The sequence below is a fragment of the Delftia sp. GW456-R20 genome (assembly GCF_001622915.1).
GTDB classification, from domain to species: Bacteria; Pseudomonadota; Gammaproteobacteria; order Burkholderiales; family Burkholderiaceae_C; genus Comamonas; species Comamonas acidovorans.
The window spans coordinates 2454562-2468013 of sequence record NZ_LWCN01000004.1; the positions used below are offsets into that span (position 1 = coordinate 2454562).

Below are 13452 nucleotides of genomic sequence, written 5' to 3' on the forward strand. Positions count from 1 at the left end.
TTCAGAAACTCAGGCGCGAATGCTCAGAAACTCGGAGGTTTGGGACAGGCGCTGCAATTGCAGCTCCTGCCAGCGGTGGCCCGCTTCATCGATATGCACGGGGCCGAAAAAGGCGGGGGATTGCTCGGGCGCGGGCTCGGTGCGCACAAAGGCGTCGGCGCTGCGCAGGCCCTGCAGGCGGTCCACCAGCAGGGAGGCGTTCACTTCCAGCGCGGCATTGAAGGCCAGCAGGCTGGACTCGGCCAGCGCCGGTTCGCTGCGCGCCACGCCATGGCCCAGCAGGCTGGCCAGGTCGATCACCCCGGCCAGGGTGCCGCGCAGGTTGGCAATGCCCAGGAACCAGGGCTTTGTATAGGGCACGGGCTGTACGCCGGCCCAGGGAAAGATCTCGCCGGACTGGCCCAGCGGCATCAGGTAGTTGCGCCCGCCGGCCTGGACGGCCAGCCAGGCCGCCACCTTGACGCCTTCGCTGCGTGCGGCCTGGAGACGGCCGGCCAGACGGGATTGCAGATCGCGCAGTGCTTCACGGTTCGCCATGGCCAGCGCACCGCGTCAGTTCAGCGCCGCGATCTTGGCCTGCAGCTCGCCTGCATCCACCGGCTTGGTGATGTAGTCACGCGCGCCCTGGCGCATGCCCCAGACCCGGTCGGTTTCCTGGTTCTTGCTGGTGCACATGATGATGGGCAGGTCCGCGTACAGCGGGTCGCGCGTGATGGCGCGCGTGAGCTGAAAGCCGTTCTGGCCGGGCATGACCACGTCCATCAGGATCAGGTCGGGCCGCTCTTCGGCCAGGCTGCGCAGGGCTTCCTCGCCGTTCTCGGCCGTACGTACCTGCAGTCCCTGCTTTTGCAGCATGTCGGACAGAAACATCAGTTCGGTCTTGGAATCGTCCACGACCAGGACTTTGCGGATGGGCATCAAAGTGCTCCTATGGTTTGCTTGCCGAACTGCTCCACGGCCTGCAGCAGCTGGTCTTTGGTGAAGGGTTTCGTGAGGTAGTCCTGGCAGCCCACCATGCGCCCGCGCGCCTTGTCGAATACGCCGTCCTTGGACGAGAGCATGACCACGGGCGTATCGGAAAAGCGCGCGTTGCGCTTGATGATGGCGCAGGTCTGGTAGCCGTCCAGCTTGGGCATGAGGATGTCGCAGAAGATCAGCTGGGGCTGATAGTCGTTGACTTTGGACAGTGCGTCGAAGCCGTCGTCGGCCAGGAGCACTTCGTGCCCGCCCTGTTTGAGGAAGATTTCTGCGCTGCGGCGGATGGTATTGCTGTCATCCACCACGAGTACGCGCAAGGGTGCGCCCGATGTCGTCACTGAGAAACCTCCCGGAAATGTATGAGTCGGCGCGGGTGGTCCCGCGCTCAGATTTCGACCATCTCAAAGTCTTCTTTACGTGCACCGCATTCGGGACAGGTCCAATTCATGGGCACGTCATCCCAACGCGTCTGGGGTGCGATGCCATGCTCGGGGCAGCCTTGCGCCTCGTCATAGATCCACCCGCAGATCAAGCACATCCAAGTTTTAGGGTCGGTCACAGCTTAAAGGGCCTTCACATAGAATGCAACGATTGTATCTAGTCATAACCACCCGCCACGGCCTTCGCTGGCGGGGCGCAAACTGGGCTGAGCCATGGCATTGAACCCCTCCAACTCCCCCAGTCCCGACACCGAATTGGTGGACGAAACCGCTCCCGTATGCGTGCTGGTCTTCAACGCCAGCGACCCCAGCGGAGCAGGTGGCCTGTCGGCCGACATCGCCACCATCGCCTCGGTCGGCGGTCATCCGCTGCCCGTGGTCACGGGTGCCTACGCACGCGATTCGGCCAAGATCTTCGAGCATTTTCCCTTTGACGACGAGGCCGTGGCCGAGCAGGCGCGCGCCGTGCTGGAGGACATACCCGTGTCCGCCATCAAGGTCGGCTTCGTGGGCAGCCCGGGCAACCTGGCGGCGATCGCCGAGATAGCTTCCGACTATCCCGACATCCCCATCGTCTGCTACATGCCGGACCTGTCGTGGTGGGAGGAAGACCCGCTCGACCAGTACATGGACGCGCTCAAGGAGCTTGTGCTGCCGCAAACCTCGGTGTTGGTTGGAAGCCACAGTACGCTGTGCCGCTGGCTGCTGCCCGACTGGAGCAACAGCCGCAGCCCCACGGCGCGCGACATCGCCATGGCGGCCGAGGCCCTGGAAGTGCCCTACGTGCTGGTCACCGGCATCCCCCTGCCCGACCAGTTCGTGGACAACGTGCTGGCCACGGCGCAGTCCGTGCTGGGCAACAGCAAGTACGAGATGTTCGACGCCACGTTCACCGGCTCGGGTGACACCCTGTCGGCCGCGCTGGCGGCCCTGGTGGCCAGCGGCAACGACCTGGGGCTGGCCACGCAGGAGGCGCTGGAGTACCTGGACCGCAGCCTGGACAGCGGCTTTCGCCCCGGCATGGGCCACTTCATCCCGGACCGCATGTTCTGGGCCCAGCCCGAACCCGAGGACGAAGACGCCGAGGCGGCCGAGCCGCTCACCGAGCTTGACGCCGACACCCAGGCCATCGAAGGCTTCGTGATGCCGCCCCATGACACCAAGCATTGAGGCAGGCCGCCCCTGAGCGGCTGCGCCCTTGCTTGGCGCCTCTGGCTTGTACCCCGCACATGGCAGACTCCTGCACTATGACCACTGACCTGAATATTCCCCTGTTCGAACGCGCCAAGGCCGTGATCCCCGGCGGCGTGAATTCACCCGTGCGCGCCTTCAACGCCGTGGGCGGCACGCCGCGCTTCGTGCGCCGTGCGCAGGGCGCGCATTTCTGGGACGAGAACGCCCAGCAGTTCACCGACTACATCGGCTCCTGGGGTCCGATGATCCTGGGCCACGGCCACCCCGAGGTGATGGCCGCCGTGCAGGCCGCCGCGCTGGAAGGCTTCTCCTTCGGCGCACCCACGGAGCGCGAGGTCGTGCTGGCCGAGAAGATCCTCTCGCTCATGCCCTCCATGGACATGGTGCGCATGGTCAGCTCGGGCACCGAGGCCGGCATGAGCGCGCTGCGCCTGGCGCGCGGCTTCACGGGCCGCAACAAGATCATCAAGTTCAACGGCTGCTACCACGGCCATGCCGACGCGCTGCTGGTCAAGGCCGGCTCGGGCCTGGCGACGTTTGGCGCCTCCTCCTCGGCCGGCGTGCCGCAGGACGTGGTCAAGGACACCGTGGTGCTGGAATACAACGACGTGGGCCAACTCGAAGAGGCCTTCGCCCAGTTCGGCGACCAGATCGCCTGCGTGATCATGGAGCCCATTGCCGGCAACATGAACTTCGTGCGCGCCAGCGTGCCCTTCACGCGCCGCATCCGCGAACTCACGCGCGAGCATGGCGCGCTGATGGTCTACGACGAGGTGATGACCGGCTTTCGCGTGGCCCTGGGCAGCGCCCAGAGCCTGTACGCCCAGCAGATCGAAGGCTTTGCGCCCGACATCACCGTGCTGGGCAAGGTCATCGGCGGCGGCATGCCCATGGCGGCCTTCGGCGCGCGCCGCGAGATCATGGAAAAGCTCTCGCCCCTGGGCCCGGTCTACCAGGCCGGCACGCTGTCGGGCAACCCCATTGCCACGGCCTGCGGCCTCAAGACGCTGGAGCTGATCAGCGAGCCGGGCTTCCACGACGCCCTGCACGCGAAGACCGGCCGCCTGATGGCCGGCTTCAAGGCCGAGGCCGACGCCGCCGGCGTGCCCTTCAGCGTGGACCACCAGGGCGGCCTGTTCGGCTTCTACCTGCTGCCCGAGCTGCCCAGCACCTGGACCGAGGTCATGAAGACCGATGGCGCACGCTTCAACCGCTTCTTCCACGGCATGCTGGAGCGCGGCCACTACTTTGCGCCCGCCCTGTACGAGGCCGGCTTCGTGAGCGCCGCGCACACGGACGCGGACATCGACAAAACCATCGAAGCCGCGCGCGAAGTGTTCAAGACGCTCTGATATCCGCAGATATCTTCCCTTGCACGCCAACGCCACCAACGCCGTGATCCGGCGCTGGCGTGCAGGTCACATCACTCGTCGTCGCCCTGGTCCACGAACTCCACCAGCTCCGGCAGCATCTCCAGCTGCTGGATAGCGTCCTTGAGCCGCAGGCCAAAGCGTGACTGAGGCCGCCCGAAGGCGCCCTGCGCCAGCCGCAGCGCCGCCGTTGCCTTGACCCATTCCACCTCGAAGGCATAGCGGTCCGCGTGCTGCTGGACACTCATGCGCTTGATGTGTTCCAGCGCCAGCTCCACGACGCAGTCCACATCGATTTCACTGTCGTCCCTGTCGGGATCGTCGGTCATCAGCTCGATCAACTGCTGCAGCGTGCTGTGCACCAGGCCCAGCGAAGCATGCATGGCCTGCTGCCAGGTGGGAAGAAGGGGTGGTTGGGGAGAGTTCGCCTGTACGGCGGTGAGAGGGTGCATGTCTTGGCTCCTGTTGGAATCAAGGAACCACCCGCGCCGCTTCGACACGGAAACAGGTGGACGGGATGTTCGAAGCACGTCAACAGCCGTGCGGACGCCCTTACGGGTAGCCCCATCCCGCCCGTAACCGACAGGACTCGCGCGCACGAACGCGCCAGTCCCAAAGATCTGGACATGACAGAACCCCGCTTTTCGCTGGGGGTCACAAACGCTGTTGAAAAGATGCTTCGACACACCGGGCCTTTCGGCCTGCCGCAAGTGTAATAGCTGAGTACTTCAAAACCAGGCCGAGCGCAGCGACGGCCCGCCTCCACCCCCCGTATGTCAGCGCCTGCGTCGGGCCGCCTGCGGGGTTGCAGTCCTGCCGAAGGACAGGACTGCCTCGTCATCTGACTCGCCGTGATTGTTTGAACGGAGCGCGTAGCGCGAAGTGAGTTTCACGGCGAACCCCGCAGGCGGCCCGACGCAGGTTGCCCCGCAGCGCAGCGAAGGGGTCGCGGACATCCGGGTCGTCTTTCTTTTGCCTCCTTTTCTTTGACGAATCAAAGAAAAGGAGGTCGGCCGCCGGGCCGAAACCCGGCCTCGAAAAACAACCACCCGGCAGGGTCAAAAACGAAACCCAGCCCTTACCAAAGCGAAGGCCCGTTCAGCCCAAGCGAAACGCACCCCGTGCCCGCTCCACCTCACCCCTCACCACACACCCCAAAACATGGTCATTGACCAACCCCATGGCCTGCATGAACGAGTAGACAGTCGTAGGCCCCACGAACTTCCACCCGAGCTTCTTCAACTCCTTGGACAGCGCCCGAGACTCGGCCGTCTCGGACACGGGCCCGTCACCGGTCACGGGTGCAGGCGCATGGCGCCAGAAGAAGGCCGACAGCGAGCCTTGCGCCTCCACCATCTCCAGCGCCCGCTGCGCGTTGTTGATCACGGCCTCGATCTTGCCGCGATGCCGCACGATGCCCGCATCGCCCAGCAGCCGCAGCACGTCGTCTTCGGTGAAGCGCGCGACCTGGTGGAAGTCGAAGCCCGCAAAGGCCGCGCGGAAGTTCTCGCGCTTGTTGAGGATGGTCAGCCAGCTCAGGCCGGACTGGAAGCCTTCGAGGCTGAGCTTCTCGAACAGGCGCCGGTCGTCGGTGACGGGAAAGCCCCATTCACGGTCGTGGTAGGCCAGGTAGCCGTCCGTGGCGGCGCACCAGTGGCAGCGCGGCCGGCCGTCAGGGGCGGTGAACAGGCGGGACATGGTCAGGATTTCCCGGGCTCGGGAGAGGGGAGGGACAGCAGCCAGGCCGCCATCTGCAGGGATTGCGCCGTATCGAGGTGCGGGTGGCGCGGCATGATGGCGCGGCCCCATTCGCCGGCCCCGCCCTCGCGGATCTTGCGCGCCAGGTAGTCGGCGGCATCTTCGCGGGCCCGGTAGCGCTCGGCGATCTGCTGGAAGGACGGGCCCACGTAGTGGCGCACCATGCCGTGGCAGCGCAGGCAGTCATTGCCCTCGACCAGGGCCTTGCCGGCAAGCAGCCGGGGGCCTGCATCCGTACCGGCCTCTGTACCTGCGCCTGCGCCTGCACCTGCATTTGGATCTGCAGCTGCCGCCACGGCAGCCGCCGGCAGGCCAGCAGCAGGTGCAACGGGCGCAACAGCCGGCCCGCGCATGATGCGCCAGCCGATGTTGAAGACACCCAGCGCCACCAGCAGCATGAAGACCACGAGCGCCCAGCCCAGCCAGCGGGGCCGGTGGGGGGCGTCGTCGCCCTCGTCGTCTGCGCCAGGAGGCAGTTGGCCGGCCATCAGTGGCGGAAGTGGCGCACGCCGGTGAAGACCATGGCGACGCCGCGCTCGTTGGCGGCATCAATGACTTCCTGGTCGCGCATGGAGCCACCGGGCTGGGCCACGCAGGTGGCGCCTGCGTCAACGACCACGTCCAGGCCGTCGCGGAAGGGGAAGAAGGCATCGCTGGCCACGACCGTGCCCTGCAGGCTCAGCTTGGCGGCCTCGGCCTTGATGGAGGCGATGCGTGCCGAGTCCAGGCGGCTCATCTGGCCTGCGCCCACGCCCATGGTCATGCCGTTCTTGCAGAACACGATGGCATTGCTCTTGACGTACTTGGCGACCTTCCAGGCGAACAGCAGGTCCTGCAGTTCTTCGGGGCTAGGCTGCTTGACGGTGACGACCTTGAGGTCGGCCAGGGCCAGCTCATGGTTGTCGGCGGTCTGCAGCAGCAGGCCCGAGCCGACGCGCTTGGCGTCCATGGCGTTGCGGCCCTGGTCCCAGGCGCGCTCTCCACCGGCCGGCAGGGCGATCTTCATCAGGCGCACATTGACCTTGGGCTTGAAGATTTCCAGCGCCTCGGCCGTGAAGTCGGGGGCCATCAGCACCTCGACGAACTGCTTGACCACGGCCTCGGCCGCTGCCTTGTCCACCGTGCGGTTGAAGGCGATGATGCCGCCGAAGGCGCTGGTGGGGTCGGTCTGGAAGGCCTTGGCATAGGCTTCGTGCGCGTCCTTGCCCACGGCCACGCCGCAGGGGTTGGCGTGCTTGACGATCACGCAGGCAGGCTGCTCGAAGCTCTTGACGCATTCCCAGGCGGCGTCGGCGTCGGCGATGTTGTTGTACGACAGCTCCTTGCCCTGCAGCTGCTCGCCCGTGACCAGGGAGCCGGGAGCCGGATACAGGTCGCGGTACAGGGCGGCCTGCTGGTGGCTGTTTTCGCCGTAGCGCAGGTCCTGCACCTTGGTGAAGTGGCCGTTGCTCTGGCCGGGGAAGGGGCTGCGCTCGGGCACGTAGGCTTCGGACAGCTTCTCGTCCTCGAACTTCACGCTGGACAGGTAGTCGCTGATGGCGCCGTCGTACTGAGCGATGCGGTTGAAGGCGGCCACGGACAGCGCAAAGCGCAGCTTGTCGGACAGCTTTCCGTTGGCCTTGAGTTCACCCAGCACGGCCTCGTACTGGCCGGCGTCGGTGATCACGCCCACGTCGGCCCAGTTCTTGGCGGCAGAGCGCACCATGGCCGGGCCGCCGATGTCGATGTTCTCGATGGCGTCGGCCAGCGTGCAGCCGGCCTTGGCCACGGTGGCCTCGAAGGGGTAGAGGTTCACCACCAGCAGGTCGATGGTGTCGATGCCGTGCTCCTTGAGGGCCGCCATGTGGGCGGGCAGCTCGCGGCGCGCCAGCAGGCCGCCGTGGACCTTGGGGTGCAGGGTCTTGACGCGGCCGTCCAGCATCTCGGGGAACTGGGTGACTTCGGCGACCTCGGTCACGGGCAGGCCGGCCTCGGCCAGCAGCTTGGCGGTGCCGCCGGTGGACAGCAGCTTGATGCCCAGGGCGTGCAGGCCTTGGGCGAATTCGACGATACCGGTCTTGTCAGAGACGGAGAGCAGGGCGTTCATGGGCGTCAGTGCAGGGAGTTTGAAGAAATGGAGATTCGTGCCGCTCAGAGCATGTCGTGCTCGAGCAGCTTCTTGCGCAGCGTGTTGCGGTTCAGGCCCAGCCAATCGGCAGCGCGGGACTGGTTGTTGTCGGCCTGGGTCATCACCACTTCCAGCAGCGGCTTTTCGACCAGGTGGATCAGCATGTCGTACATGCCGTTGGGCTTTTCGCCGTCGAGATCGCGGAAATACCCCTCCAGGCTTTCACGCACGCATTGTTCGATGTTCTGGTTGCTCATACTGTCATTCCTGCGGGCTCTCCGAATTCGGCGCTTGTGGCGCCGGCATCGATGGCGGCCGGTATCCGGTCCATCTGTGCGCCCAGGGCGTCCAGATAGTCGGCCACGGCCTGCCATTGCACCGCGCAGTCCTCGATGGTGTTGATGTGTTGTCTGAATGCTTCACCGCCCGGCAGGCTGCGCAGGTACCAGGCGATGTGCTTGCGCGCGCTGCGCACGCCGGTGCCCTCGCCGTACAGGCTGTAGTGGTCCTGCAGGTGGTCCAGCAGCAGCCGGCGCAGCTCGGCCACCAGGGGCGGGGCCATGTGCTCGCCCGTGGCCATGAAGTGCGCGATCTCGCGGAAGATCCACGGCCGGCCCTGGGCCGCGCGGCCGATCATCACGGCATCGGCGCCCGTGTAGGCGAGCACGTCGCGCGCCTTCTCGGGGCTGGTGATGTCGCCGTTGGCCACCACGGGCACGCGCACCGCCGCCTTGACGGCAGCGATGGTGTCGTACTCGGCAAAGCCCTTGTAACCCTGCTCGCGCGTGCGGCCGTGCACGGTGAGCATCTGTATGCCCACCTCCTCGAAGCGGCGGGCCAGCACCACGGCGTTCCTGTGCGCGTCGCACCAGCCGGTGCGCATCTTCAGCGTGACGGGCACGCCGTGCGGGGCGCAGGCCTCTACAACAGCCTGGGCAATCTCCACGGCCAGGGCCTCGTTCTGCATCAGGGCCGAGCCGGCCCATTTGTTGCAGACCTTCTTGGCCGGGCAGCCCATGTTGATGTCGATGATCTGGGCGCCGCGGTCCAGGTTGTAGCGCGCGGCCTCGGCCATCATCTCGGCGTCCGTGCCCGCGATCTGCACCGCGATGGGGCCGGGCTCGCCTTCATGGTTGGCGCGGCGCGAGGTCTTGAGGCTGTTCCACAGGTCCTTGCGCGATGTCACCATCTCGCTGACCGCGTAGCCCGCGCCCAGGGCCTTGCACAGCTGGCGGAACGGCCGATCCGTCACCCCGGCCATGGGGGCGACGAACAGGCGATTGGCCAGGGCATGGGGGCCTATGGACAGGGGTGGGGAGGACATCGGAAAAGCCGGAGAAAACGCGCGCGCCGAGCACAAAACGGGCGGCAACAAAGGACCAAGATTGTACCTGCCCAAATTTTCAGCAGGGCTAAAACCGGGCCGTCAAGACGGCCAAGCAGCGAAAACAAGACAGTGCGCAGTTTTCATGGTGTGGGCACGAAGGTGCGCACCTGGCCCGGAACGGCGTGCAGCCCGTAGGCACCGAGCCGGCCCTGCCACCAGCGGCGGTTGAATTGCACGTCGGGAGAGACCTGGTCGTCGGGCATGGGGCGCAGGCCGACCTTCTGCAGCCCGGCTTTCGGCTGCCCGGCTGCCTGCAGCCCAGCTGCCTGCGGCCCAGCCTCCAGTCCCAGGTCCAGCGCCTCGCCGTCGGCCAGCGGGCCGCGCACCACGGCCATGGCCTTGCGCCCGTCGGTCACCCAGGCGTCCAGCACCAGGGCCGGGCCGGGCTCGGACCCGGCCAGGCTCACGCAGCCTTGCAGACGCGGCTCCAGGCCCAGCGGCTCCAGCTCGCGCTGCAGCTGCTCCAGCCTGTCGCCCACGGCCGGGTCCGGCAGGGTGCAGCCCTTGGCCTGCAGCGCCTTGCTCCAGGCGGAGGGCGGTGCAGCCTGGGTGGGCGGCGCCTGGGCAGCGGCCTGAGCCACCACGGTGGTGTCCTTGCCCGGCGATGGCTGCAACGCAGCGCAGCCGGCCAAGCCGGCTGCTGCCATTCCCAATGCCGCCCATCCCGCCCATCCTGCAATCCGCCCTGTCTGCATGACGCCCCCTGTGCTTGTGGTTCTGGAACAGGCCCCACGATAGCTTCAGGCCGACAAAGCGTCAGCCAGCGCAGACCTACACTTACAGCACCTATGGAAGTCTGGATGCATCAACTGCTGGGCTGGCTGGCGCTGCCGCAGTTCGGCCTCAGCACCGTGTTCATCGTGGCCCTGATTTCGGCCACGCTGCTGCCGCTGGGCTCCGAGCCTGCGGTGGTGGGCCTGCTGCAGCTCAACCCCGATCTGTTCTGGCAAACGGTCTTCGTGGCCACGGCCGGCAATACGCTGGGCGGCGCCATCAGCTGGTGGATGGGCCTGGGTGCGCACAAGGCCTGGCGTGCGGCCCGCGAGCGGCGGCGCGCCGGACTGCCCGAGGATCTGCGGGCCAAGCCGCCCCGCGCCCTGTCCCGCCACGAGCGCCGCGCCCGCGTGTGGCTGCGCCGCCTGGGCGCCAAGGCCTGCCTGCTGAGCTGGCTGCCCGTGGTGGGCGATCCGCTGTGCGCCGTGGCCGGCTGGCTGCGCCTGCCGTTCTGGCCCTGCGTGTTCTACATGGCCATCGGCAAGTTCCTGCGCTATGTGGTGATGACGGTGGTGCTGCTGCAGCTGCTGCCGGCCTCCTGGGCCAGCTGAGGCCGAAGCCCTCCCACCGAAGCCCTCCCCTTTTTGCGATCTACGCCTGCGGCTCGCGCGCCCAGGGCGCCAGCGCGAAGTGCGCAGCCAGGAAATCGATCAGCGCCTGCACGCGCGCCGGCCGGGCGCGCCCGGGCGGCGTGACGATGTGCAGGGCGATGGAGGGCACCTGCCAGTCATCCATGCAGGTCTGCAGCGCACCCGATTGCAAATCTTCCCAGGCCAGGAATTCGGGCTGCAGGGCCAGGCCCAGCCCGGCGCGCAGGGCCGGCGCCAGGCCCTCGGCATTGTTCACGCGCATGGCCGTGGGAACGACCTGGGCGAACTCGCCGCGGCGCGCATGCACGAAGCGCCAGGCCTCGCCCAGGCGGCTGTGCACATAGCGCAGCGCGCGGTGCTGAGCCAGCTCGCGCGGATGGGAGGGGCGGCCGTGGCGCTCGAAGTATTCGGGTGATCCCACCAGCAGCAGGCGCACCGTGCACAGGCGCCGCGCCAGCAGGCTGGAGTCGGGCAGCGAGGAGATGCGCAGCGCGATGTCGAAGCCCTGGGCCACGACGTCGATCAGCTCGTCGCTGAAGTGCAGGTCCAGCGTGACTTCCGGGTGCTCGGCCATGAAGGCGGGCACGGCCGGCGCCAGGTGCGAGATGCCGAACGACATGGGCGCCGCAATGCGGATGGGGCCGCGCAGGCTTTTGGACTGCTCGCTGATCTCGGCCTCCACGGCCTCGCCCTCGGCCAGGATGCGCGCGGCGCGCTCCAGCGAGGCCTGGCCGCTGGCCGTCAGCGACATGCGCCGCGAGGTGCGGTGGAACAGGCTGGTCTTGAGCCGCGTCTCCAGCCGCGTGATGGCCTTGGAGATGGTGGGCTGGGAGACGCCCAGGTCGGCGGCGGCCTTGGCGAAGGAGCCCGTCTCGGCCACCTTGGCGAAGACGGCCCAGGCTTCGAGGTCAGGAAGTCTTGGCATGAAAGTTTTGGAATAGATGTCTTTGCATATTTTCTATTCTCTTCTTGATCGGCAAAACATAAAGTTCATCCATCGCAACACACAACGCAGCAGGAGAACACCATGATCGAACGCCGTCCCTTCCAAGCCCTTGGCGGTGCCAACCACGGCTGGCTCGATGCCAAGCATCACTTTTCCTTCGCCGGCTACCACGATCCGGCCCGCATGGGCTGGGGCGCGCTGCGGGTGTGGAACGACGACACCATCGCCGCCGGCACGGGCTTCCCGCCCCATGCCCACGCCAACATGGAAATCATTACCTACGTCCGTGAAGGCGCCATCACCCACCAGGACAGCCTGGGCAACAAGGGCCGCACCGAAGCGGGCGACGTGCAGGTAATGAGCGCGGGCACCGGCATCCGCCACTCGGAATACAACCAGGAAAAGGACACGACGCGGATCTTCCAGATCTGGATCATGCCCGACGAGCGCGGCCAGCAGCCCCCGTCCTGGGGTGCCAAGCCCTTCCCCAAGGGCGAGCGCTCGGGCAGCTTCGTGGCCCTGGCCAGCGGCCTGCCCGGTGACGAGGACGCCCTGCCCATCCGCACCGCCGCCCGGGTGCTGGGCGCCACGCTGAAGGCCGGCGAGAGCACGGAGTACCGCATCGGCCGCGAACGCCTGGGCTACCTGGTGCCGGCCAGCGGCTCGGTGCAGATCGACGGCGTGACGCTGCAGGAGCGCGACGGCGCCGCCATCAGCGATGTGGACAGCTTCCGTGTGACGGCCCTGGCCGACACCGAGCTGGTGCTCGTCGACACGGCGCGCTGAAGCGTCCTGCCCGCCTCTTCCCAAGAAAACATTTCCCGTACCCCGTCCAACCCCTCACAGGAGATCACCATGACCGACCGCAAGTACCTCGAAGTCCTGACGCCCGCCAACAGCCAGATCATCTTCATCGACCAGCAGCCCCAGATGGCCTTCGGCGTGCAGTCCATCGACCGCCAGGTGCTCAAGAACAACGTGGTGGGCCTGGCCAAGGCGGCCAAGGCCTTCGGCATCCCCGCCACCATCACCACGGTGGAGACGGGCAGCTTCTCCGGCCACACCTATCCCGAACTGCTGGCCGTGTTCCCCGAGCACCAACTGCTGGAGCGCAGCTCCATGAATTCCTGGGACGACCAGAACGTGCGGGACGCACTGGCCAGGAACGCCGCCCAGGGCCGCAAGAAGATCGTGGTCTCCGGCCTGTGGACCGAGGTGTGCAACACCACCTTCGCCCTGTCGGCCCTGCATGACACGGACTACGAGATCTACATGGTGGCCGACGCCTCGGGCGGCACGTCGCTGGACGCGCACAACTACGCCATGGACCGCATGGTGCAGGCCGGCGTGGTGCCCGTGACCTGGCAGCAGGTGCTGCTGGAATGGCAGCGCGACTGGGCCCGCCGCGAGACCTACGACGCGGTGATGGACATCGTGCGCGAGCATTCCGGCGCCTACGGCATGGGCGTGGACTATGCCTACACCATGGTGCACAAGGCCACCGAGCGCGTGCAGCACGGCGAGACCGTGGGCCCGAACCCCGCCAAGGCCTGAGCACCAGCGCCGCCGGCCCGCCAAAGGAGTCTCGCCATGAAGCTCTATGCACTTTCCCTGGGGGCCGGCCTGCTGGTCGGCGTGGTCTACAGCCTGCTGCAGGTGCGCTCGCCCGCACCGCCGCTGGTGGCCCTGGTCGGCCTGCTGGGCATCCTGGCCGGCGAGCAGATCGTGCCCGTGGGCCGGCATCTGCTGCAGGGCATGGACCTGCGCAGCGCCTGCAGCAAAACGCAGGCCACCGAGCATGTGCTGGGCCAGTTGCCCGGCCGCAAGAACGCCGATGCCGATGCCGATCGGCACCACGGCTGACCCCTCCCCCTCTCTCCAAGAAAACTGCACCATGACCACGCGCAG

Annotated in this window: 18 protein-coding genes; 6 read left to right on the forward strand and 12 right to left on the reverse strand. The window is 67.0% G+C overall.

Annotated elements, in window-relative coordinates:
- Positions 1 to 9 precede the first annotated feature (9 nt).
- Genes A4F85_RS16285 through A4F85_RS29770 form a run of 4 tightly spaced genes read right to left on the reverse strand, consistent with a single transcriptional unit; the run spans position 10 to position 1516 of the window.
- The gene (locus A4F85_RS16285; protein ID WP_012203503.1) at positions 10 to 537 is read right to left on the reverse strand and encodes a chemotaxis protein CheW; all 528 of its coding nucleotides are present in this window, start codon (positions 535 to 537) and stop codon (positions 10 to 12) included.
- Between the two features lie 15 nt (positions 538 to 552).
- Positions 553 to 918 (reverse strand): response regulator, encoded by a 366-nt coding sequence (locus tag A4F85_RS16290; RefSeq protein ID WP_012203502.1) that lies wholly within the window; start codon positions 916 to 918, stop codon positions 553 to 555.
- A complete protein-coding gene (locus A4F85_RS16295) occupies positions 918 to 1316 on the reverse strand; it encodes a response regulator (protein ID WP_012203501.1) in 399 nt (132 codons plus the stop codon). Before A4F85_RS16295 ends, A4F85_RS16290 begins: the two co-directional genes overlap by 1 nt.
- A 47-nt stretch (positions 1317 to 1363) precedes the next feature.
- Positions 1364 to 1516 (reverse strand): rubredoxin, encoded by a 153-nt coding sequence (locus tag A4F85_RS29770; RefSeq protein WP_013804031.1) that lies wholly within the window; start codon positions 1514 to 1516, stop codon positions 1364 to 1366.
- A gap of 115 nt (positions 1517 to 1631) precedes the next feature.
- On the opposite strand from A4F85_RS29770, the gene thiD reads away from it, so the two are divergent.
- Positions 1632 to 2588: a bifunctional hydroxymethylpyrimidine kinase/phosphomethylpyrimidine kinase gene (gene thiD, locus A4F85_RS16300; protein ID WP_012203499.1), complete on the forward strand. Its 957-nt coding sequence runs from the start codon at positions 1632 to 1634 to the stop codon at positions 2586 to 2588.
- Positions 2589 to 2647: 59 nt separating this feature from the next.
- The gene (gene hemL / locus A4F85_RS16305; RefSeq protein ID WP_373681038.1) at positions 2648 to 3964 is read left to right on the forward strand and encodes a glutamate-1-semialdehyde 2,1-aminomutase; all 1317 of its coding nucleotides are present in this window, start codon (positions 2648 to 2650) and stop codon (positions 3962 to 3964) included.
- A 71-nt stretch (positions 3965 to 4035) separates the two neighbouring features.
- On the opposite strand, the gene A4F85_RS16310 is transcribed toward hemL, so the two are convergent.
- From A4F85_RS16310 to A4F85_RS16340, 7 genes are all read right to left on the reverse strand, one after another.
- Positions 4036 to 4434 carry a hypothetical protein gene (locus A4F85_RS16310; protein ID WP_063327165.1) on the reverse strand — a complete coding sequence of 133 codons (399 nt, stop codon included), beginning with the start codon at positions 4432 to 4434 and terminating at the stop codon, positions 4036 to 4038.
- Positions 4435 to 5080: 646 nt separating this feature from the next.
- Positions 5081 to 5680 carry a DNA-3-methyladenine glycosylase I gene (locus A4F85_RS16315; protein WP_063327166.1) on the reverse strand — a complete coding sequence of 200 codons (600 nt, stop codon included), beginning with the start codon at positions 5678 to 5680 and terminating at the stop codon, positions 5081 to 5083.
- Between the two features lie 2 nt (positions 5681 to 5682).
- Positions 5683 to 6228: a c-type cytochrome gene (locus tag A4F85_RS16320; protein ID WP_063327167.1), complete on the reverse strand. Its 546-nt coding sequence runs from the start codon at positions 6226 to 6228 to the stop codon at positions 5683 to 5685.
- Positions 6228 to 7826 carry a bifunctional phosphoribosylaminoimidazolecarboxamide formyltransferase/IMP cyclohydrolase gene (gene purH, locus A4F85_RS16325; RefSeq protein ID WP_063327168.1) on the reverse strand — a complete coding sequence of 533 codons (1599 nt, stop codon included), beginning with the start codon at positions 7824 to 7826 and terminating at the stop codon, positions 6228 to 6230. The genes A4F85_RS16320 and purH overlap by 1 nt, the downstream gene beginning before the upstream one ends.
- A gap of 44 nt (positions 7827 to 7870) precedes the next feature.
- Positions 7871 to 8104 carry a Fis family transcriptional regulator gene (locus tag A4F85_RS16330; protein ID WP_013804037.1) on the reverse strand — a complete coding sequence of 78 codons (234 nt, stop codon included), beginning with the start codon at positions 8102 to 8104 and terminating at the stop codon, positions 7871 to 7873.
- On the reverse strand, positions 8101 to 9171 hold the full coding sequence (dusB, locus tag A4F85_RS16335) for a tRNA dihydrouridine synthase DusB (protein WP_013804038.1): 1071 nt from the start codon (positions 9169 to 9171) through the stop codon (positions 8101 to 8103). Before dusB ends, A4F85_RS16330 begins: the two co-directional genes overlap by 4 nt.
- Before the next feature lie 143 nt (positions 9172 to 9314).
- A complete protein-coding gene (locus A4F85_RS16340) occupies positions 9315 to 9929 on the reverse strand; it encodes a hypothetical protein (protein WP_063327169.1) in 615 nt (204 codons plus the stop codon).
- A gap of 105 nt (positions 9930 to 10034) precedes the next feature.
- Here A4F85_RS16340 and A4F85_RS16345 point away from each other — a divergent pair, with 105 nt between their 5' ends.
- A complete protein-coding gene (locus A4F85_RS16345) occupies positions 10035 to 10559 on the forward strand; it encodes a YqaA family protein (protein ID WP_013804040.1) in 525 nt (174 codons plus the stop codon).
- 40 nt (positions 10560 to 10599) lie between these two features.
- Here the strand turns inward: A4F85_RS16345 and A4F85_RS16350 are convergent, their stop codons facing one another.
- On the reverse strand, positions 10600 to 11523 hold the full coding sequence (locus A4F85_RS16350; RefSeq protein WP_063327170.1) for a LysR family transcriptional regulator: 924 nt from the start codon (positions 11521 to 11523) through the stop codon (positions 10600 to 10602).
- Positions 11524 to 11625: 102 nt separating this feature from the next.
- Between A4F85_RS16350 and A4F85_RS16355 the strand changes: the two genes are divergently transcribed.
- The 3 genes from A4F85_RS16355 (at position 11626) to A4F85_RS16365 (ending at position 13407) form a co-directional block, all read left to right on the forward strand.
- Entirely contained in the window at positions 11626 to 12330 is a 705-nt protein-coding gene (locus A4F85_RS16355; RefSeq protein WP_063327171.1) for a pirin family protein, read from the forward strand.
- A 69-nt stretch (positions 12331 to 12399) separates the two neighbouring features.
- Positions 12400 to 13098: a hydrolase gene (locus A4F85_RS16360; RefSeq protein WP_063327172.1), complete on the forward strand. Its 699-nt coding sequence runs from the start codon at positions 12400 to 12402 to the stop codon at positions 13096 to 13098.
- Positions 13099 to 13134: 36 nt separating this feature from the next.
- Positions 13135 to 13407, forward strand: a complete 273-nt coding sequence (locus tag A4F85_RS16365; RefSeq protein WP_012203487.1) for a XapX domain-containing protein — start codon at positions 13135 to 13137, stop codon at positions 13405 to 13407.
- The last annotated feature ends 45 nt before the right edge of the window (positions 13408 to 13452 follow it).

Bases quoted from the DNA above. Each gene is read 5' to 3' on its own strand.
- A4F85_RS16285 (WP_012203503.1), bottom strand. From the start codon at position 537: ATGGCGAACCGTGAAGCACTGCGCGATCTGCAATCCCGTCTGGCCGGC.
- A4F85_RS16290 (WP_012203502.1), bottom strand. From the start codon at position 918: ATGCCCATCCGCAAAGTCCTGGTCGTGGACGATTCCAAGACCGAACTG.
- A4F85_RS29770 (WP_013804031.1), bottom strand. From the start codon at position 1,516: ATGTGCTTGATCTGCGGGTGGATCTATGACGAGGCGCAAGGCTGCCCC.
- thiD (WP_012203499.1), top strand. From the start codon at position 1,632: ATGGCATTGAACCCCTCCAACTCCCCCAGTCCCGACACCGAATTGGTG.
- hemL (WP_373681038.1), top strand. From the start codon at position 2,648: ATGGCAGACTCCTGCACTATGACCACTGACCTGAATATTCCCCTGTTC.
- A4F85_RS16310 (WP_063327165.1), bottom strand. From the start codon at position 4,434: ATGCACCCTCTCACCGCCGTACAGGCGAACTCTCCCCAACCACCCCTT.
- A4F85_RS16315 (WP_063327166.1), bottom strand. From the start codon at position 5,680: ATGTCCCGCCTGTTCACCGCCCCTGACGGCCGGCCGCGCTGCCACTGG.
- A4F85_RS16320 (WP_063327167.1), bottom strand. From the start codon at position 6,228: ATGGCCGGCCAACTGCCTCCTGGCGCAGACGACGAGGGCGACGACGCC.
- purH (WP_063327168.1), bottom strand. From the start codon at position 7,826: ATGAACGCCCTGCTCTCCGTCTCTGACAAGACCGGTATCGTCGAATTC.
- A4F85_RS16330 (WP_013804037.1), bottom strand. From the start codon at position 8,104: ATGAGCAACCAGAACATCGAACAATGCGTGCGTGAAAGCCTGGAGGGG.
- dusB (WP_013804038.1), bottom strand. From the start codon at position 9,171: ATGTCCTCCCCACCCCTGTCCATAGGCCCCCATGCCCTGGCCAATCGC.
- A4F85_RS16340 (WP_063327169.1), bottom strand. From the start codon at position 9,929: ATGCAGACAGGGCGGATTGCAGGATGGGCGGGATGGGCGGCATTGGGA.
- A4F85_RS16345 (WP_013804040.1), top strand. From the start codon at position 10,035: ATGCATCAACTGCTGGGCTGGCTGGCGCTGCCGCAGTTCGGCCTCAGC.
- A4F85_RS16350 (WP_063327170.1), bottom strand. From the start codon at position 11,523: ATGCCAAGACTTCCTGACCTCGAAGCCTGGGCCGTCTTCGCCAAGGTG.
- A4F85_RS16355 (WP_063327171.1), top strand. From the start codon at position 11,626: ATGATCGAACGCCGTCCCTTCCAAGCCCTTGGCGGTGCCAACCACGGC.
- A4F85_RS16360 (WP_063327172.1), top strand. From the start codon at position 12,400: ATGACCGACCGCAAGTACCTCGAAGTCCTGACGCCCGCCAACAGCCAG.
- A4F85_RS16365 (WP_012203487.1), top strand. From the start codon at position 13,135: ATGAAGCTCTATGCACTTTCCCTGGGGGCCGGCCTGCTGGTCGGCGTG.